This window comes from Pseudomonas sp. UBA5568, from assembly GCF_002425525.1.
GTDB lineage: Bacteria > Pseudomonadota > Gammaproteobacteria > Pseudomonadales > Pseudomonadaceae > Aquipseudomonas > Aquipseudomonas fulva.
The window spans coordinates 69,358-85,487 of the sequence record NZ_DIMK01000025.1; the positions used below are offsets into that span (position 1 = coordinate 69,358).

General features: G+C 58.6%; 19 protein-coding genes, 1 tRNA gene and 3 pseudogenes. 17 read left to right on the top strand and 6 right to left on the bottom strand.

Going from position 1 to position 16,130, the window contains the following annotated elements; all coding sequences use genetic code 11:
* The first annotated feature begins 55 nt into the window (after positions 1-55).
* On the top strand, positions 56-295 hold the full coding sequence (locus tag B2S33_RS08240) for a sulfurtransferase TusA family protein (RefSeq protein ID WP_288650135.1): 240 nt from the start codon (positions 56-58) through the stop codon (positions 293-295).
* Positions 296-313: 18 nt separating this feature from the next.
* A complete protein-coding gene (locus B2S33_RS08245) occupies positions 314-1,384 on the top strand; it encodes an AI-2E family transporter (RefSeq protein WP_027914232.1) in 1,071 nt (356 codons plus the stop codon).
* 42 nt (positions 1,385-1,426) lie between these two features.
* On the opposite strand, the gene B2S33_RS08250 is transcribed toward B2S33_RS08245, so the two are convergent.
* A complete protein-coding gene (locus tag B2S33_RS08250) occupies positions 1,427-1,900 on the bottom strand; it encodes a peroxiredoxin (protein WP_023536252.1) in 474 nt (157 codons plus the stop codon).
* A 10-nt stretch (positions 1,901-1,910) separates the two neighbouring features.
* Positions 1,911-2,471, bottom strand: a complete 561-nt coding sequence (locus B2S33_RS08255) for a glycine cleavage system protein R (protein WP_023536329.1) — start codon at positions 2,469-2,471, stop codon at positions 1,911-1,913.
* A 258-nt stretch (positions 2,472-2,729) separates the two neighbouring features.
* Here B2S33_RS08255 and dapA point away from each other — a divergent pair, with 258 nt between their 5' ends.
* The 13 genes and pseudogenes from dapA to B2S33_RS08320 all read left to right on the top strand — a co-directional run bounded on the left by dapA (position 2,730) and on the right by B2S33_RS08320 (position 11,296).
* On the top strand, positions 2,730-3,617 hold the full coding sequence (dapA, locus tag B2S33_RS08260) for a 4-hydroxy-tetrahydrodipicolinate synthase (protein ID WP_027914233.1): 888 nt from the start codon (positions 2,730-2,732) through the stop codon (positions 3,615-3,617).
* A gap of 15 nt (positions 3,618-3,632) precedes the next feature.
* Positions 3,633-4,754 carry an outer membrane protein assembly factor BamC gene (gene bamC / locus B2S33_RS08265; RefSeq protein ID WP_027914234.1) on the top strand — a complete coding sequence of 374 codons (1,122 nt, stop codon included), beginning with the start codon at positions 3,633-3,635 and terminating at the stop codon, positions 4,752-4,754.
* Complete coding sequence (locus B2S33_RS08270; protein WP_027914235.1) at positions 4,755-5,513, top strand: MBL fold metallo-hydrolase; 759 nt, start codon at positions 4,755-4,757, stop codon at positions 5,511-5,513. It abuts the gene before it with no gap.
* Positions 5,514-5,542: 29 nt separating this feature from the next.
* The gene (gene purC, locus B2S33_RS08275; protein WP_023536328.1) at positions 5,543-6,253 is read left to right on the top strand and encodes a phosphoribosylaminoimidazolesuccinocarboxamide synthase; all 711 of its coding nucleotides are present in this window, start codon (positions 5,543-5,545) and stop codon (positions 6,251-6,253) included.
* Positions 6,254-6,345: 92 nt separating this feature from the next.
* Positions 6,346-6,435, top strand: a tRNA-Ser gene (locus tag B2S33_RS08280).
* 109 nt (positions 6,436-6,544) lie between these two features.
* A complete protein-coding gene (locus B2S33_RS08285) occupies positions 6,545-7,522 on the top strand; it encodes an integrase (RefSeq protein WP_288650136.1) in 978 nt (325 codons plus the stop codon).
* A 57-nt stretch (positions 7,523-7,579) separates the two neighbouring features.
* The gene (locus B2S33_RS08290) at positions 7,580-8,767 is read left to right on the top strand and encodes an AAA family ATPase (RefSeq protein ID WP_288650137.1); all 1,188 of its coding nucleotides are present in this window, start codon (positions 7,580-7,582) and stop codon (positions 8,765-8,767) included.
* On the top strand, positions 8,764-9,318 hold the full coding sequence (locus tag B2S33_RS08295) for a DUF4276 family protein (RefSeq protein WP_288650138.1): 555 nt from the start codon (positions 8,764-8,766) through the stop codon (positions 9,316-9,318). The genes B2S33_RS08290 and B2S33_RS08295 overlap by 4 nt, the downstream gene beginning before the upstream one ends.
* 428 nt (positions 9,319-9,746) lie before the next feature.
* Positions 9,747-9,833, top strand: coding sequence for a hypothetical protein (locus B2S33_RS08300; protein WP_288650145.1), 87 nt, complete (start codon positions 9,747-9,749; stop codon positions 9,831-9,833).
* A 71-nt stretch (positions 9,834-9,904) separates the two neighbouring features.
* Positions 9,905-10,048 (top strand): hypothetical protein, encoded by a 144-nt coding sequence (locus tag B2S33_RS08305; protein WP_288650140.1) that lies wholly within the window; start codon positions 9,905-9,907, stop codon positions 10,046-10,048.
* A 69-nt stretch (positions 10,049-10,117) separates the two neighbouring features.
* Positions 10,118-10,567, top strand: a pseudogene (locus B2S33_RS08310) (structural protein P5).
* Complete coding sequence (locus B2S33_RS08315) at positions 10,564-11,058, top strand: DUF2514 domain-containing protein (RefSeq protein WP_288650141.1); 495 nt, start codon at positions 10,564-10,566, stop codon at positions 11,056-11,058. Before B2S33_RS08310 ends, B2S33_RS08315 begins: the two are co-directional and overlap by 4 nt.
* 13 nt (positions 11,059-11,071) lie before the next feature.
* A pseudogene (locus tag B2S33_RS08320) lies at positions 11,072-11,296 on the top strand (hypothetical protein).
* 171 nt (positions 11,297-11,467) lie between these two features.
* On the opposite strand, the gene B2S33_RS08325 reads toward B2S33_RS08320, so the two are convergent.
* From B2S33_RS08325 to B2S33_RS08340, 4 genes are all read right to left on the bottom strand, one after another.
* The gene (locus B2S33_RS08325) at positions 11,468-11,848 is read right to left on the bottom strand and encodes a hypothetical protein (RefSeq protein WP_288650142.1); all 381 of its coding nucleotides are present in this window, start codon (positions 11,846-11,848) and stop codon (positions 11,468-11,470) included.
* A 635-nt stretch (positions 11,849-12,483) separates the two neighbouring features.
* Entirely contained in the window at positions 12,484-12,924 is a 441-nt protein-coding gene (locus tag B2S33_RS08330; RefSeq protein ID WP_288650143.1) for a GNAT family N-acetyltransferase, read from the bottom strand.
* 218 nt (positions 12,925-13,142) lie between these two features.
* Entirely contained in the window at positions 13,143-13,607 is a 465-nt protein-coding gene (locus tag B2S33_RS08335) for an ImmA/IrrE family metallo-endopeptidase (RefSeq protein ID WP_288650144.1), read from the bottom strand.
* Between the two features lie 163 nt (positions 13,608-13,770).
* A complete protein-coding gene (locus B2S33_RS08340; protein WP_027914238.1) occupies positions 13,771-14,049 on the bottom strand; it encodes a DUF3077 domain-containing protein in 279 nt (92 codons plus the stop codon).
* A gap of 733 nt (positions 14,050-14,782) precedes the next feature.
* Here B2S33_RS08340 and B2S33_RS08345 point away from each other — a divergent pair.
* On the top strand, positions 14,783-15,643 hold the full coding sequence (locus B2S33_RS08345) for an SH3 domain-containing protein (RefSeq protein WP_059184108.1): 861 nt from the start codon (positions 14,783-14,785) through the stop codon (positions 15,641-15,643).
* Between the two features lie 8 nt (positions 15,644-15,651).
* Positions 15,652-16,130, top strand: a pseudogene (locus tag B2S33_RS08350) (hypothetical protein); the annotation flags it as partial.

Genomic DNA, 16,130 nt, shown 5'->3' on the forward strand with positions numbered 1-16,130 from the left:
TATCCTAGGCGGCCGATCAGGCCGTAGGCCGGCATTGCCCTGGAGAGCCCCATTGATGAGCACCCCCCTGACCTATGACGCCGAGCTCGATGCCAGCGGGCTGAACTGCCCGTTACCACTGCTCAAGGCCAAGATGGCGCTCAATGGGCTGGCCAGTGGTGCCGTACTCAAGGTCATCGCCACCGACGCAGGTTCCCAACGCGACCTGCGCACCTTTGCCAAACTGGCCGGTCATAGCCTGTTGCACGAAACGGCCGAGGCCGGTACCTACACCTACTGGCTGCGCAAGGCCTGAGTCCCACAAGGATCGTTCATGTTCAAAGTGCTACGCGACTGGGTCCAACGCTACTTCTCCGATGAAGAAGCGGTGGTGCTGGCGGTCTTGCTGTTTCTGGCGTTCACGGCGGTGCTCACGCTGGGCGGGATGCTGGCGCCGGTGTTGGCCGGCATGGTGCTGGCGTTTCTCATGCAAGGGTTGGTCAACGCCCTGGAGCGCCTGCGAGTGCCTACAAAACTGGCGGTCCTGCTGGTATTTGCCCTGTTCATGGGCGCACTGGCGGTGTTCATGCTGGTATTGGTGCCGCTGCTGTGGCACCAGCTGATCACCCTGTTCAACGAGCTGCCAGGCATGCTTGGTAAATGGCAGTCATTGCTGCTCCTGCTGCCAGAGCGCTATCCGCACCTGGTGTCGGACGAGCAGGTGCTGCATGCCATCGAGTCGGTCCGCGGCGAGATCGGCAAGTTCGGGCAATGGGCGCTTACCTTCTCCCTGTCCAGCCTGCCGCTGCTGGTCAACGCCATGATCTACCTGGTGCTGGTGCCGATCCTGGTGTTCTTCTTCCTCAAGGACCGTGAACTGATTGGCCGCTGGGTCAGTGGCTACCTGCCGCGTCAGCGCACCTTGCTCAACCGCGTGGGCAGCGAGATGAACCGGCAGATCGCCAATTACATTCGGGGCAAGGGCATCGAAATTCTGATCTGCGGCATTGCGACCTACATAGCGTTCATCACCCTGGGCCTGAACTATGCTGCGTTGCTGGCCCTCCTGGTCGGGCTGTCAGTGGTCGTGCCTTATGTCGGGGCGGTGGTGGTCACCGTGCCGGTGACGCTGATTGCCCTGTTCCAGTGGGGCTGGGGAGACCAGTTCATCTACCTGATGACGGTCTACGCGATCATCCAGGCGCTCGATGGCAACGTGCTGGTACCGCTGCTGTTCTCCGAGGCGGTGAGCCTGCACCCGGTGGCGATCATCTGCGCGGTCTTGCTGTTCGGTGGGTTGTGGGGGTTCTGGGGGATTTTCTTCGCCATCCCGCTGGCGACCCTGATCAAGGCCGTGCTGGACGCCTGGCCTCGCCAGGAGCCCAGCGTGTCGCCCCTGCTCTGACAGGCTTGGGCTGCACCGAGGTTGGCGCAGCCCCTGCTTCGATCAGGCCTGGTTCAGCGTCTGGGCCGCGGCCAGTACCGCATCCACATGGCCGGGTACCTTCACCCCACGCCATTGCTGACGTAGCACACCGTCTTTGTCGATCAGGAAGGTGCTGCGGTCCACGCCCATGTATTCCTTGCCGTACAGCTTTTTCAGCTTGATCACGTCGAACAGCTGGCACAGGGCTTCGTCCTTGTCGCTGATCAACTCGAATGGGAAGCCCTGCTTGGCCTTGAAGTTCTCGTGGGACTTCATGCCGTCGCGCGAGACGCCGAGCACCACGGTATTGGCGGCTTCGAAGGCGCCATGCTGGTCGCGAAAGCCCTGGCCCTGAGTGGTACAGCCTGGAGTACTGTCCTTCGGATAGAAATACACCACCACCTGGCGGCCCTTGAGCGCCGACAGGCTGACCGTCTGCCCGCTGGTGGCCTGGGCAGTGAAGTCGGGGACAGGTTGGTCGAGTGCAACGGCCATGGGAACCTCCTCAGACAGGGTTTTGTGGGCGCCAGGGTTCGATCAGGGCGTCCAGGTTCAGCGCGTCGGCAAAGTCCAGGAACTGGTCGCGCAGCCAACTGATCTGGGTGCCGGCCGGCAGGATCACCGTGAACTGAGCGTTGAGCATGCTGCTGCCGGTCTGCGGTGCCAGGTAGGTGTCGCAGGTCATGGCTTCAAGCTCGACACGGTGATCGAGGAAGAACTGGCACAGCTCATTGATGATGTCTGGGCGGTAGGCGGCGCTGACATAGGCCACGTAGGGCAGGGCCTGCGGGCGCACTTCCTGGTCGGCGCTGCGCACCACGTCCAGGGTCAGGCCATGCTTCTTGCCAAGGCCAGGCAGCATGGCCTCAAGGCGCGCCAGGGCATCCCAGCTGCCGCCGACCTGCAAGACCAGTGCGCTGGTCTCGCCATGGCGGCTCAAGCGAGAGGTAACCACCGCGCAGCGGTTTTCGAAGGCTGCGCGGCTCAGTACATTGGCCAGCTCCATGGGGTTGGGCCCCAAGGCGCTGATGACGAGGAATTGTTCGCGGACAGTGGGGGTGGACATGCAGCATTCCTAAAGCGATGAGCGGTCGGTGCAGGACGGGCGAAAGCCTCCTGTAGGCAGCGCTCGGCACTCGCAGGCGAGGGCGGGGCGCTGGCGGGGAGCAGGGTCTACGGCCCGGCGGGCCGTGCTGCACCGATCAAAGCATCAAGGGTAGCGAAATAAGGCGCCGAGGGGAATGCTCCGCCCGCCTGCTTCGCTTGTGCAAGGCCGATGCCCCCAGTACCATTACCGCTCTCTTTTTCCGGCAGGAGCAGATACATGATTGCGGGCAGTATGGTGGCACTGGTCACTCCCATGGATGCACAAGGGCGTGTTGACTGGGGCAGCCTCGACAAACTTGTAGACTTCCACCTGGAAAACGGCACCCACGCCATCGTCGCCGTCGGCACCACCGGTGAGTCCGCCACGCTGGATGTCGAAGAGCACATCCTGGTCATCAAGCACGTGGTCGAGCGCGTCAAGCGCAGCAAAACCCCGATCCCGGTCATCGCCGGCACCGGTGCCAACTCCACTGCCGAAGCCGTGCACCTGACCCAGAACGCCAAGAATGCCGGCGCCGATGCCTGCCTGCTGGTCGTGCCGTACTACAACAAGCCGACCCAGGAAGGCCTGTACCAGCACTTCAAGCACGTTGCCGAATCGGTCGACATCCCGCAGATCCTGTACAACGTGCCAGGCCGCACCTCCTGCGACATGCAGGCCGAAACCGTAATCCGCCTCTCGACGGTGCCCAACATCATCGGCATCAAGGAAGCCACCGGTGACATGGCCCGCGCCAAGGCCATCATCGAGGGCGTTTCCAGCGACTTCATCGTGCTGTCCGGTGACGATCCAACCGCCGTCGAGCTGATCCTGATGGGCGGCAAGGGCAACATTTCGGTCACGGCCAACGTCGCCCCGCGGCAAATGGCCGACCTGTGCGAGGCCGCCCTTGAGGGCAATGCCGAGAAGGCCCGCGCAATCAACGACACGCTCATGCCCCTGCACAAAGACCTGTTCTGCGAGTCCAACCCGATCCCCGTCAAATGGGCGCTGGTCGAGATGGGCCTGATGAAAAAAGGCATTCGCCTGCCACTGACCTGGCTCAGCGAAGGCTGCCACGACAAAGTCCGTACTGCCCTGCGCCAGTCCGGCGTACTGGTTTAAGAGGAAGTACCCTGCATGAAGCGACTGGCTGGCCTTTCTGCCCTTGCCCTGATCATCTCCAGCACCAGTGGGTGCGGCTGGCTGTGGGGCGAGGATGGTTATTTCCGCGACCGCGGCAGCGATTACCTGCAGGCGCACTCGACCGCGCCCATGCAGCTGCCCTCGGACGTCAGCGGCGTCAAGCGCCTCGACCCCCTGCTGCCCATCCCGCGCAACGTTGCCGACGACAATGTCAGCGGTGAGTACGAAGTGCCGCGTCCGCAGCCGCTGACCGGCGGTGCGGGCCAGGCCAACGACTACAGCTTGCAGCGCAGCGGCAGCAGCCGTTGGGTGCTGGCCCAGCACGCCCCGGCCGAAGTCTGGCCGGTGGCGCGTCAGTTCTTCGAGGACAACGGCTTCCGTATTGCTCAAGAGCGCCCGCAAACGGGCGAATTCAGCACCACCTGGCAGCGTTTCGACGAACTCTCGGCCTCCCTTGGTCAGCGCCTGGCCAGCACGGCCAGCAGCAACGACAGCGAAGTGCGCGTGCGTGTGCGCATGGAGCCCGGCGTGCAGCGCAACACCTCCGAGGTGTACGTGGTCACCGTCGAGCGCCCGGCTGGTAGCAGCGCCGAACCCGACTTCCCGTCCAGCTCCACCAACACCGGCGCCGACGCCCTGCTGGTCGACGAGTTGCTCGCCAGCATGAACCGCAGCGCCGAGAAGGGCGGTTCGGTGTCGCTGCTGGCCGAACGTGATTTCGATGTGCCCAACCGCGTCAGCCTGAGCGAAGACGGCAGTGGCAACCCGGTCCTGAACGTGGGCGCCGACCTGGATCGCGCCTGGTCCAGCGTGGGTCGTGCCCTGGAGCAGGGTGGCCAGTGGCGGGTAGAAGACATCAACCGCAGCCTGGGCCTGTACTACATCAACCTGTCCGAAAAACCCGAAGACAAGGAGAACAAGCCTGGCTTCTTCGGTCGTGTGTTCGGCAGCGAGCCCACCAAGGAAGAGCGCGAAGCCCGTGCCGAGCGCTATCAGGTACGCCTGAGCAAAGTGGGTGAGAACGTGCAGGTCACGGTCGAGAAGAACATCAACACCGTGGCTCCGGCCGATGTCGCTCGCCGTGTGCTGAGCGCCATTCAGGACCACCTGGGTTAAGTGCGCTTCGCCGTACTTGGAAGCGGTAGCCAGGGAAACGGCACGCTGATCGCCAGTGGTGATACCTACATCCTGGTCGATTGCGGCTTTTCTTTGCGCGAGACCGAGCGGCGCCTGGCGCTGCTCGGTGTGTCGGCCGCTCAGCTGAGCGCCGTGCTGGTCACCCACGAACATGCCGACCACGTGCATGGGGTTGGTCTGCTGTCACGGCGCTACAATGTACCGGTCTACCTGAGCCAAGGCACCTTGCGCGGGCTGCGCAAGCCGGTGGAAGTGGCCGGTTTCCTGGCGTGCGGCCAGCGCCTGAGCGTCGGCAGCCTGGAGGTTACGGCATCGCGCGTTGAGCACGATGCCCACGAACCGTTGCAGTACGTGGTCAGCGACGGTACACGCCGTTTCGGCATGCTGACGGACCTGGGCTCGTACGACGCGCGGCTGCTGGACGGCTATCGCGACCTGGATGCGCTGTTGATCGAAGCCAACCATTGCCGCGACATGCTGGCGCGTGGTCACTACCCCTACTTTCTCAAGCAGCGGGTCGGCGGCATGCGCGGGCATTTGAACAACCACCAGGCCGCGAGCCTGGTACATGAGCTGGGCTGGAATACCCTGCAGCACCTGGTGCTGGCCCACCTCAGCAGCAAGAACAACCTGCCACACCTGGCCCGCCAGTGCTTCGTCGACACCCTTGGGTGCGACCCTGACTGGCTTGAGGTGGCAAATCAGGAACACGGGCTCGACTGGCGCGCCATCGCCTAGCCCACCCCTCACGCAAGCGGAGCCCAATCATGGAAAAACGCGACGAACTCTACCGCGGCAAGGCCAAATCGGTTTACAAGACCGATGACGCCGACCGCTTGATCCTGCTGTTTCGCAACGACACGTCGGCCTTCGACGGCAAGCGCATCGAGCAGCTGGACCGCAAGGGCACGGTGAACAACAAGTTCAACGCCTTCATCATGCAGAAGCTCGAAGAAGCTGGCGTGCCGACCCAGTTCGACAAACTGCTGGGCGATAACGAATGCCTGGTCAAGAAGCTGGACATGATTCCGGTCGAATGCGTCGTGCGTAACTACGCAGCCGGCAGCCTGGTCAAGCGCCTGGGCGTGGAGGAGGGCATCAAGCTGGAGCCTTCCACCTTCGAGCTGTTCCTGAAGAACGACGAGAAGGGCGACCCCTTCATCAACGAATCCCACGTTGTCGCCTTCGGCTGGGGCACCGCCGAGCAACTGGTCGAAATGAAGAAGCTGTCGCTCAAGGTCAATGACGTACTGACCAAGCTGTTCGACGACGCCGGCCTGCTGCTGGTCGACTTCAAGCTGGAGTTCGGCGTCTTCCACGGCCAGATCGTGCTGGGCGACGAGTTCAGCCCCGACGGCTGCCGCCTGTGGGACAAGGAAACCCGCAAAAAGATGGACAAGGACCGCTTCCGTCAGGGCCTGGGCGATGTGATCGAAGCCTACGAAGAAGTTGCCAAGCGCCTGGGCGTGCCGCTGTAAGGCGCACGCACACGCAAGCGCCTGATACCACGCGGTTTTTTTGAAAATAAAGGTTTGCGTTTTCAGAATTCACTGGTATGATGCGCGGCATTGGAGAGATGCCGGAGTGGTCGAACGGGACGGATTCGAAATCCGTTGTACTGGCAACAGTACCTAGGGTTCAAATCCCTATCTCTCCGCCATATTAAAGGCCCCGAGCGCTGTATAGCCCTCGGGGCTTTTTTCGTATGGGGGAATTTTGGAAGAATTGGGGAGCGTGTAATTCCCCTAAGCGTTCGCTATCATTCCGCCATGGCCTACTACGAAAAGCGCGGTGACGCCTGGCGCGCCCAGATCCGCCGCAAAGGATATCCAACCCTTTCCGCCACCTTTGACACCAAGGCAAAAGCCCAGCGATGGGCCGCCGAGATCGAGGGTGATATGTCGCGCGCTCGCTTTGTCGACATGCGTGAGGCCGAGAGCACTACGCTCGCCGAGGCCCTGGACCGCTATCTCTCGGAGGTCACCTCCAGCAAGAAGGGCGCCAAGCAGGAGCAGGTCCGCATCAAGAAGTGGAAAGAGCACAAGCTGGCCAGTAAAGGCCTAACTGCTATCCGCTCGAGCGACATGGCTGCCTACCGCGATGCGGAGCTGAAAGAGGGGAAGTCGACGGCAACAGTCCGCCTTAACCTGGCGGTGATCAGCCATCTCTACACGGTGGCCACGAAGGAATGGGGTATCGAAGGGTTGATCAACCCATGCCGGGCGATCCGTATGCCGAAGGGCAGCAAGGAAAGAGATCGGCGCCCTACGCCGGCGGAGCTCACTGCTCTGTATAAAGCAGCCGGCCAGATGAATGCCCAGCTCCCTGTGCTCATTGAGCTGGCCGTGGAGACGGCAATGCGCCGGTCTGAGCTGTTGATGATGCGCCGCGACCAGGTGCGCAGCAAAGTGGCATATCTCGAAGACACCAAGAACGGCGAGCGGCGCGCCGTGCCATTGTCCTCACGGGCGATCGCCCTGCTGGAGGGCTTGCCCACGCCGATCGGTGGCGGCCGGTACTTCACCCTTGCCCTCAACACGATCAGCAACTACTTTCCTAGGGCCTGCGAGGCTGCCGGGATTAAAGGCCTACGCCTTCACGACCTACGCCATGAGGCGACCAGTCGTTTCTTCGAGCGCGGCTTCACCATGACGGAGGTCGCCAGTATCACGGGTCACAAGACCTTGGCGATGCTCAAACGCTATACACACCTCAGCCCACACGATTTGGCCGAAAAACTCGGTTGAGATAAAGTCGACGGATTAACCCTGGCACTAATCACTATACTCGGTAAAGGAGAACCAATGAAGCTTGAAACCATCAAGGTGAAGCGTTTCAAAGCGCTCTATGACGTGGAGCTGAAAAATCTACCGAAGTTTGCAGTGTTCATAGGCGCAAACGGCAGTGGAAAAACTACGCTATTTGACGTTTTCGGTTTCCTTAGAGACTGTCTGAATACTAACGTTAGAGCAGCACTCCAGCGCCGTGGTGGTTACAAAGAGGTGGTGTCTCGAGGGTGTGAGGAAGAGGGTATATTCATCGAGCTTCAGTTCCGGATGCCAATTGCCACAGTAGAGAGGCTGGTTACATACAGTATATCTATCAAGTTGGATGACGGCAGGCCTGTCGTGGCGGAAGAGCGGTTGAAGTATAAGCGCGCAGCATACGGCTCGCCCTTTAACTTTCTCAATTTTAGGTATGGTAGTGGATTCGCCATTGAGAACGAAGAAGACTTTGATCGGCCGGATGAAGAGCTTTCTCGTGAGCAACAGACCCTCGAGAGCGCTGATATTTTAGCTATCAAGGGTCTTGGTCAATTTCAAAGGTTCAAAGCAGCTAGCGCTTTCCGCCAGCTAATTGAAAAGTGGCATCTTTCTGATTTTCACATTCACGATGCTCGTCGCACCCAAGAGGCGGGTTATGCTGAACATCTTTCTCCAAACGGTGAGAATCTAGCGCTTGTTGCTCAGTTTATGTACGAGAATCATAGGGATAGATTTGATCTGGTTCTCGAGAAAATGAAGCAACGTGTACCCGGTGTAAAGGAGGTAGAGGCCGTAGAAACGGAAGACGGCAGAATTGTTTTACGATTCCAAGATGGTAGTTTCAAGGACCCGTTCATATCTCGTTATGTGTCGGATGGGACTATCAAGATGTTCGCCTATCTTTTGCTTTTGCATGATCCTGCCCCGCATCCACTATTATGTATCGAAGAGCCAGAAAATCAGCTGTATCCAACTCTGATGATTGAACTGGCTGAGGAATTCCGGGCTTATGCCGAGCGTGGGGGGCAAGTTATAGTATCAACCCATTCTCCTGATCTGTTGAATCGTATTGCCCTTGAGGAAATATATTGGCTATCGAAGCGAGATGGGCGCACCGAAATCCGTAGAGGCAGTGAGGATCCGCAACTGGTTGCTCTGATTAGAGAAGGAGACTTGCCGGGGACACTATGGAAGCAAGGAGCTTTTCCGGAGGTTGATCCCTCATGAATTTGGTCTTCATGCTGGAAGAGCCCTCAATGAAGCATTTTCTGGCGGGGTTCATGTCTCGTATTGTTCCTGATCACTTTTCTGTGACTTATCTAGTACATGAGGGAAAGCAGGATTTGGAAAAATCAATTCCAAGAAAGATTCGAGCTTGGCAAGTTCCAAATAGCTGCTTCATTGTAATTAGAGATAAAGATGGGGAGGATCCTCTAGTTCTCAAGAATCGATTGAGAGCATTGTGCGCCGAACGACCAGAGACGCTTGTTCGCATTCCAGTCCATCATCTAGAGAGTTGGATCTTGGGAGATATGCAGGCGCTGGCTACCGCATTCAACAAGCCGAATTTGGTTGCTATGTCTGGCAATAGAAAGTTTAGGAATCCAGATTTGCTGGCCAACGCCTCTGAAGAGCTATCGCGACTTATTCCAGGCTATCAGAAAGTGGGCGGCGCTCGAACTGTATCTCCGCACATAGACTTCGAGAGAAACACGTCGCGTAGTTTCAATCTGCTGATAAACGACTTAAAGCGGTTGGCTGCTGCAGGGGCTGCTTAATCAAGCTACCCCTCGCAGAGAAGGAGGCGCTAAGCGCTTCCTGCCGGGCTTCAACTTCTGGTGCTCAGCGTCCCGAAACCCGCGCAGGAACTTGCGCACGTCCTCTTTCAGCTAGCAGTGCCGGTTGCCCATCTTGAAGCTTGTGGGTAGCAATGGTACACCGCGGCGGATTCCCTCCCTGATCGACGTCTCAGCGCGCCCCAGCAGCTTGGCAAGGCCTTCGACGGTCAGTACCTCGGTTTTTTTCGCTCATTCCTTCTTCCTGCCTGACTCTTCAGGTTCTGGTTGTCACGCTGGACTGTCTCGTCAAATGCGTTTCGCTGGCGGCAAGGCAGGTTTCGACTCGATAAAAGAGCTGGCCGGATTGTCCCGCTAATATGGCGGAAATAGTCGATCTCGACAAATTCGTCGTGCGTCTTCCTGATGGGATGCGGGACCAGGTGGCCAAGGCCGCAGACGATCGCTCCATGAACTCGCTGATCGTGAAGGCGATCCGAGAGTACCTAGACTTGTAGCAGCGCCAGGAGGCACTGCTCGGCGCGGTTGTGCTGGCGAACCAGGTCCAAGAGCAGCAGGAGCACCAGCCATGAGCCAGGCCGGCCTGCTCCTGCTGCTGTGGGAAGCACTGCAGCAGCGCGAAACCACCTTCGGGCAGGTTCTCGACCTGTCCGCCGCCTGCGGCTTGGATAGGCGCCGGGTATTGGCGGACCACTTCCGGAGGCTGTCATGAACAAGCGTCGCTCGATCAACCCCGCCGCCCTGCCCGCAGTGGGCCAGCCCCTGGGCGGCGGTATTTTCGCTGGCGACTACGCCCCGCGGTGTACGCAACAACAACCCAGGGAACATCGATTACAACCCGCGCAACGCCTGATAGAGGCAGCTGGGTCTTGAGGTGGGCGTGGCCAAGCCTCGCTTTGCGCGCTCTGACCATCCAGAAAACGGCATCCGCGCTCTGGGCAAGCTGCTGCTCAACTACCGGGGCAAGGATGGGATGCCCGGCGTTGGCCGGCTTGGTATCGACACCCCGCTGGAGTTCATCAACCGGTGGGCGCCGGCGAGCTAGAACGACACCAATGGCTATGCCCAAGCCATCGCCAAGCGCCTGGACGTCGGCGTGCGCGACTCGATCGACATCTCCAAGCCGCAGATCCTGCGCGGGTTGGTGGTCGGCATCATAGTGGACGAGAACGGCACCAACCCGTATCCGTCCGCGTTGATCGATGAGGGTATCAGGCGGGCCTTGGCATGAGCCCCTGGATAGGCTTGGCGGCTGCCGTGGTCTTGGTGGCCAGCCATTGGGGCGCCTACGAGCACGGCCGGAGTGTAGAACAGGCGCAGGCTGGCCAAGTGTCGGCCAAGCGCGATAGCGGCGACCGTCTTGCGGAGGTGATCGGCGAGCGCAGCGCCCGTCAGCAGGAACATCAACGCGCCCAGGCGCAGGAGGAGGCGAGAGGCCATGGTCATGAGGAAAGATCAATTGCGAATGCTGGCGCTGCTGGCGCCGATGCTGCTGGCCAGCGGTTGCGCGACGACGGCGCCAACTTCGCCGCCGCCGTCAGTTGCCCCGGCACGGATTCCGCCGCTGTCGCCCGAGGCAAGGCAGCCACCCGCGCCGCCATGGTGCTCTCCGACCTGCTCGCACGGGCTGAAGCTCGAGCGGGAGAGCTGGCGAAGGCTTATGACCAAGCCCGAATAGCAGGACAGCTGTGCGAGGCGTCCTATAATGCCCTGATCAACTAAGCGGAGCATCGCGGTGGAGAAACGCACATTCATAGGTCTCGTCAAGGCAGGCGAATCCCTGATCAAGCAATCGATCAAGGCGATGCGTGCTTACCACCAGGCATAAGCAGACGGCTTGACTGCCGCAGAGTTGGAGCGCCTGCGCCTGCTTGTTGAATCCCTTTTTCAAGAAGTTTCATATTGTCAGATCCGAGTGACTGCCAAAGCGCGCGGAAAATATTTGCCCCCGCTACATTAGGTTGCCAGTCGTACTACCTACCGATGTGCTCAGGTTCGCTCTGGAGTATTTCGGCCTCAATCACATACTTCTCCAAGTTGCAGTCGTGAAGGATTAATCTGACCTTTTCTGCATTGCTTATCGCTTCCGCGCTATGGCTTCTCAATGCCATATACCTAGAGTATGGTTTATCTAGCGTGACAACTGCAGTATCGAACTTGTAGAAAACTCAAAACTTTTAACGCCTGCGTGATACTGGATGTTTTCTGGTAGGTCAAAATTTAGTTTAACGTCTTTGGCGAAACTTACTACTCCGACTGGGTACCAGCGGCCTTTGTATAGTATTTCTGCTGTAGTTGTCTCAAGATAGAGGTGTGCAGCTCGCTCGGAAGTATTTGCGATCCTAACCAAAACGAAAAGCATTTTCTCTTTATCTGCATCCCCGGTGAAAGAGTAGGGGGCGAAAATTTTCAAGCGTGGCTTACGTTTGTTCCATAGTCCATAGCCCTCAATGGCCAGTGCCGCCATGCCTGCGAGACCCCCGATCACACCTACAAAACCAGCTGCATCCATTTTATTCGCTACCGTACATTCATGCCCGTAAGGGCTTCACAGGAGCCTTCGCCTCCAGATAAGTCACTCGGCTGGGGCTGGCGCGATGACAAACGCTGGCATGAGACTATCACGGATTCTGGGGGAATTTTGGGGGAATGCATCCCCCGAATAGTGTGGAATGCTGTCGCGTTGACCTGTGTCGAAACTGCTAATTTTATTGGCTTTTAAGGTTTCTCGTAAATTTAATTGCGGCTAAAAACGGATTATAAATCCGTTGTACTGCCAACAGTACCTAGGGTTCAAATACCTCTCTCTCCGCCATGCGCGAAGTAGACGAAATCCCCGAAAACGTTGAGTTTTCGGGGGGGGGTCCATTGTGCTCGAACAATTTAAGGCATTTTTAGGGCAATAACTTTACCCCTCCAGACCGCAGCAGGCCATTTTAGGACAATGTTCTTTAGGCCCCTAACCGGCCTAGGGCTTCCCGGTCTCATAGTATTTTGTCACTCTGGTGCTGGCGGTGATGTTAGGCGCTTTTGTAATGCTTCCGAGGTGAGGTGTACAAGCAAGGCCCATACCCGCCTGGGGAACACTTCTTGCGTGACCAAGCGGATGCTCACCTAGGTGTGAGCATCTAGGAGTACCTTTCTTGGTTACCCGTTTTGAGACTTTTCAAAACGAACATCACCCTCAGTCAAGTCCTTCACAAGCTGCCAACCGAGGTGTCGATAGAAGCCACATGCACGGCTCGCTTCGGCTGTTTCTAACCAGATCGTATGGTGATGTTGAAAGAGGAAAGTCTCTGCTTGCTCCATGAGTCTGCGGCCCAGCCCGTTTCCCTCAAATCCGGGTAGGACGAAAGCGGCAAATACACAGCCGTCCTCGACATCGACCATAGAAAAACCTACAGGGACACCATTGACCTCGGCAACCCAAGCACAGGGCGCCTCTAACATTGCCTGCCTTATAGTGAAGTGGCTGATTCCCATTGCGGCTAGCTGCTCACGGGATAAGTGATTTTCGCGCACGCTGGTTCGAATATCAAAAATCGTGTCGATATCCGCTAAGTTGGCGAGTCTGATTGAGTGGTCCATAATATAGTCCTTTATGTGTCATGCATGTAATAACGAGCAAACTTGATAGGTCTTCAAGGGGTTTTATGTTTACTGCGCATATAACTTTCAGGGCTGAGTAATGCTTTTGAATTGATGCTGAGCTTGTGACTCAACACAGTGCCGGCGCTTTACTGAAGTCGATAGCTTTTGCATGGGCAACCATTTTGGTTTGAGCCCCTAAACGAACTTCCTTGTTTTCACAGGATCCCTATGTTCCTCAATCGGTAATCCATGGCAGCCGTGGAGACGCCGAATGAATTAGCCAGCCGCTTCAAGTCTGTCACTTTTTCTTCGAAAATCATGTGTTTGACCAGGGCAGCCGGCATCAAAAGAGCCGCTGCAAACCGGTTGGCTGCAACTTCCCTGGGGTCGCGTACCGATGCGCTCATTTGACGGTCGGTATCCCTTGGCGCGTCAATATCGCCATTAACGTGATGGCCGATTTCATGTGCAATGGTGAAGCGTTGACGAACTGTGGTTTCAGACGGGTTGTAGGTAATAAGTGGGGCCCCCTCTCGGAACACATAGTGCCCGCTTTCTCGGGCGCCTGGCTCTGCCGGACGTACCTCGATACCCATCTTCTGAGCAATAGCCTTGGCGTCTACTGGGAGTTTGAAATCCCAATGGGCTTTGAGGACGTCAAGCGCGCTGCTGTACCTCATACCGCCCTCCACGAAACATTCAGCCTATTTGATGCCGAATCATGTTCCCTTGCACTTCTGCGTCAACCGAATAATTGTGACAGTTCATCGCTTCCACACCGCCCTGTGAGCTAGGGGCAGCGACAGGGCGGCCGGCTATTCGGGCAAGCTGACAAGGAAAACCCTACGACCCTTCGTTCATTAACCCGAGCTCCGCATCATCCAGCAGCGCCTTAGCCATCGCGCCTAGGTAATGCGAAGCCCATAGCAATTTCTGGTCGCTTTCCATCAGCCCCTTGATCACCATGTGGCATACATACCCCATCAACTCGGATGCCTGCTCCCTGGCATCCTGGCAGGGTATGCCAGGCTCGATGCGAAACAGCGGGTGTGTGTTGTCATCGCCCTGGTGAAAACGGGTCCTGCCAACGGTGGTGGGTTCATTTTTGTCATCGGTTGGCATTTGTTTAGTCCCCATTCGCCGGTATGAACTGCATCAACGTCCGGTGCGAGCGGGGAGGGTGAGGTGGGTCAGGGACCATCTTGCGCATAAGTAGCTCCAGAGTCAGTCGGGCTGCTACGGCCTTGCTGTCAAACAAGTGGGTGGCAGCGATACGCGGGTTGACAGACCGAGGACTCCGGAGACTCGGCGCACACAAGGTGCCCCACGTACCACCGCCATGAGGGTTGCACGTGTGCGGAGAAGGGTCGGCCTGTCAAAGCCGGTCGTTGATCTGCAACGACCCGCCGAGACTAGAACGCGACCTGCCCCATCGCAACCGTTTGAGCAGCGGGGCAGTATGTTTCGGAAACGGCCTACAAGGAAGGGGATTAATCTGAGTTCCGAGAGCAAAAGTACCGATCCAAAGCGATCCCATGCCGCTCAGCCATCCGCAACATTTTGTCTTGATCTGCCATTCACCACCTGCGCTACAATGCCGCCTCTGTTCGCCTCTCATGCCTGGACAACACGCCGTAATGACTACGTGCGCCGGGCGATGAGTGCTTCCTGACATGGATTCGTTGGATGCTTTGCGCTTCGCTACACATACCCCTCACTGTTCGCTCACCCGTGGCGTCGCCTTCTGCGGCCTCCACTGGCTCCCCCCTGCAAGCCCATCACACCCACGCCCACGCTGCTGCCCGAGAGGCTGCGGTTTACGGCTGTGCGTCCACTGGAAAATGGAGTGATCCACGTGCATAAGAAATTCATCGCCTCCCTCTTGGCCGTCGCCATCGCCTCGACCACCGCCTGCGCCCAGCTTGGCATCAGCAAAGAACAAGCCGGCACCGTGATCGGCGGCCTGGCGGGCGTTGCCATCGGTTCGACCATGGGCAGCGGCAACGGCAAGCTGGCGGCCGCTTTGATCGCAGGCGGCATCGGTGCCTACGTGGGCAACCGCATCGGCAACATGCTCGATGAAAAAGACCAGCAGGCCTTGGCCATGCGCACCCAGGAAGTGCTGAGCCAGCAACAGGCCACGGCCAGTGCACAGCCGGTGACCTGGAAGTCCGACCACTCCGGCGCCAGCGCGCAGATCGTGACAGGCAAGGAGTACACCAAGACCAAGCAGGTCGAGGTCAAGCGCGCGCCGAAGATCCAGGCCGTTCCGTCGATGAAGCTGATCAACGAACCCTACGTGACCACCAGCGACAACCTCAATGTGCGCGCGGCGCCCAACGCCAAGGGCGAGAAAGTCGGCAGCCTGAAGAACCACACCGAATTCACGGCCGTCGGTTCAACCGGCGACTGGGTGCTGGTAGGGCGCAAAGGCGTGACCGTCGGTTACGTGCACAAGGACTACGTCGAGCCCAAGGCCCAGGCCGTGGCCAAGCGCGTTACCCCGGCGGTGAACCTGGATGAGCTGGACGTGGCGGCCAGTAGCGAAACCCAAGGCTTCGACCTGGATACGCTGCAAAGCCTGCCTACCCAGACCGTCGCTGCCGAAGCGGCTTGCCGCCCCGTGACGGTCAGCCTGAAGTCCAAGGAAGGCAAGACCGAACAGGAACAGAACACCTTCTGCAAACAGGCCAATGGCACCTGGGAACTGATTTGAGAACTTCCATGAAAAAGCACGCCCTTGCGCTCGCCGTGATCGGTGCTTGCGGTTTGGTACCGCAGGCTTTCGCCCACGAACTGGCGTTTTCCAAGAAGGACAATATCAAGGTCGAAGTGCCCGGTGAGGCCGCGACCTGGTGCAAGCCCGAGGTCGAGCTGACCATCACCCGGCCTGCCTGGGACAACCCGGACATGCTCTCGGGCCTGCTGAACAAGTTGCCGTTCGTGTTCGCCAAGGACTGCTCCACGGCCAAGGTCAGCTGGAAGGCGGTCGATGGCAAGGGCGCGCTGTATGCCAGCGGCGCTGGCAATGCCAGCAACCTGGGCTTGATGAACCTGGCTGCTGCACCTGCCGCCTCCACGGCCCCAGCCCCTCAGCAGACTGAAACCCCAGCGCCATCCTCTGCGCCAGCACCAGCCGAGGCACCTGCCCCTGCTGCTACGCCTGCGCCTGTCGAGGCGCCAGCACCAGCCGTGGCGGCTGC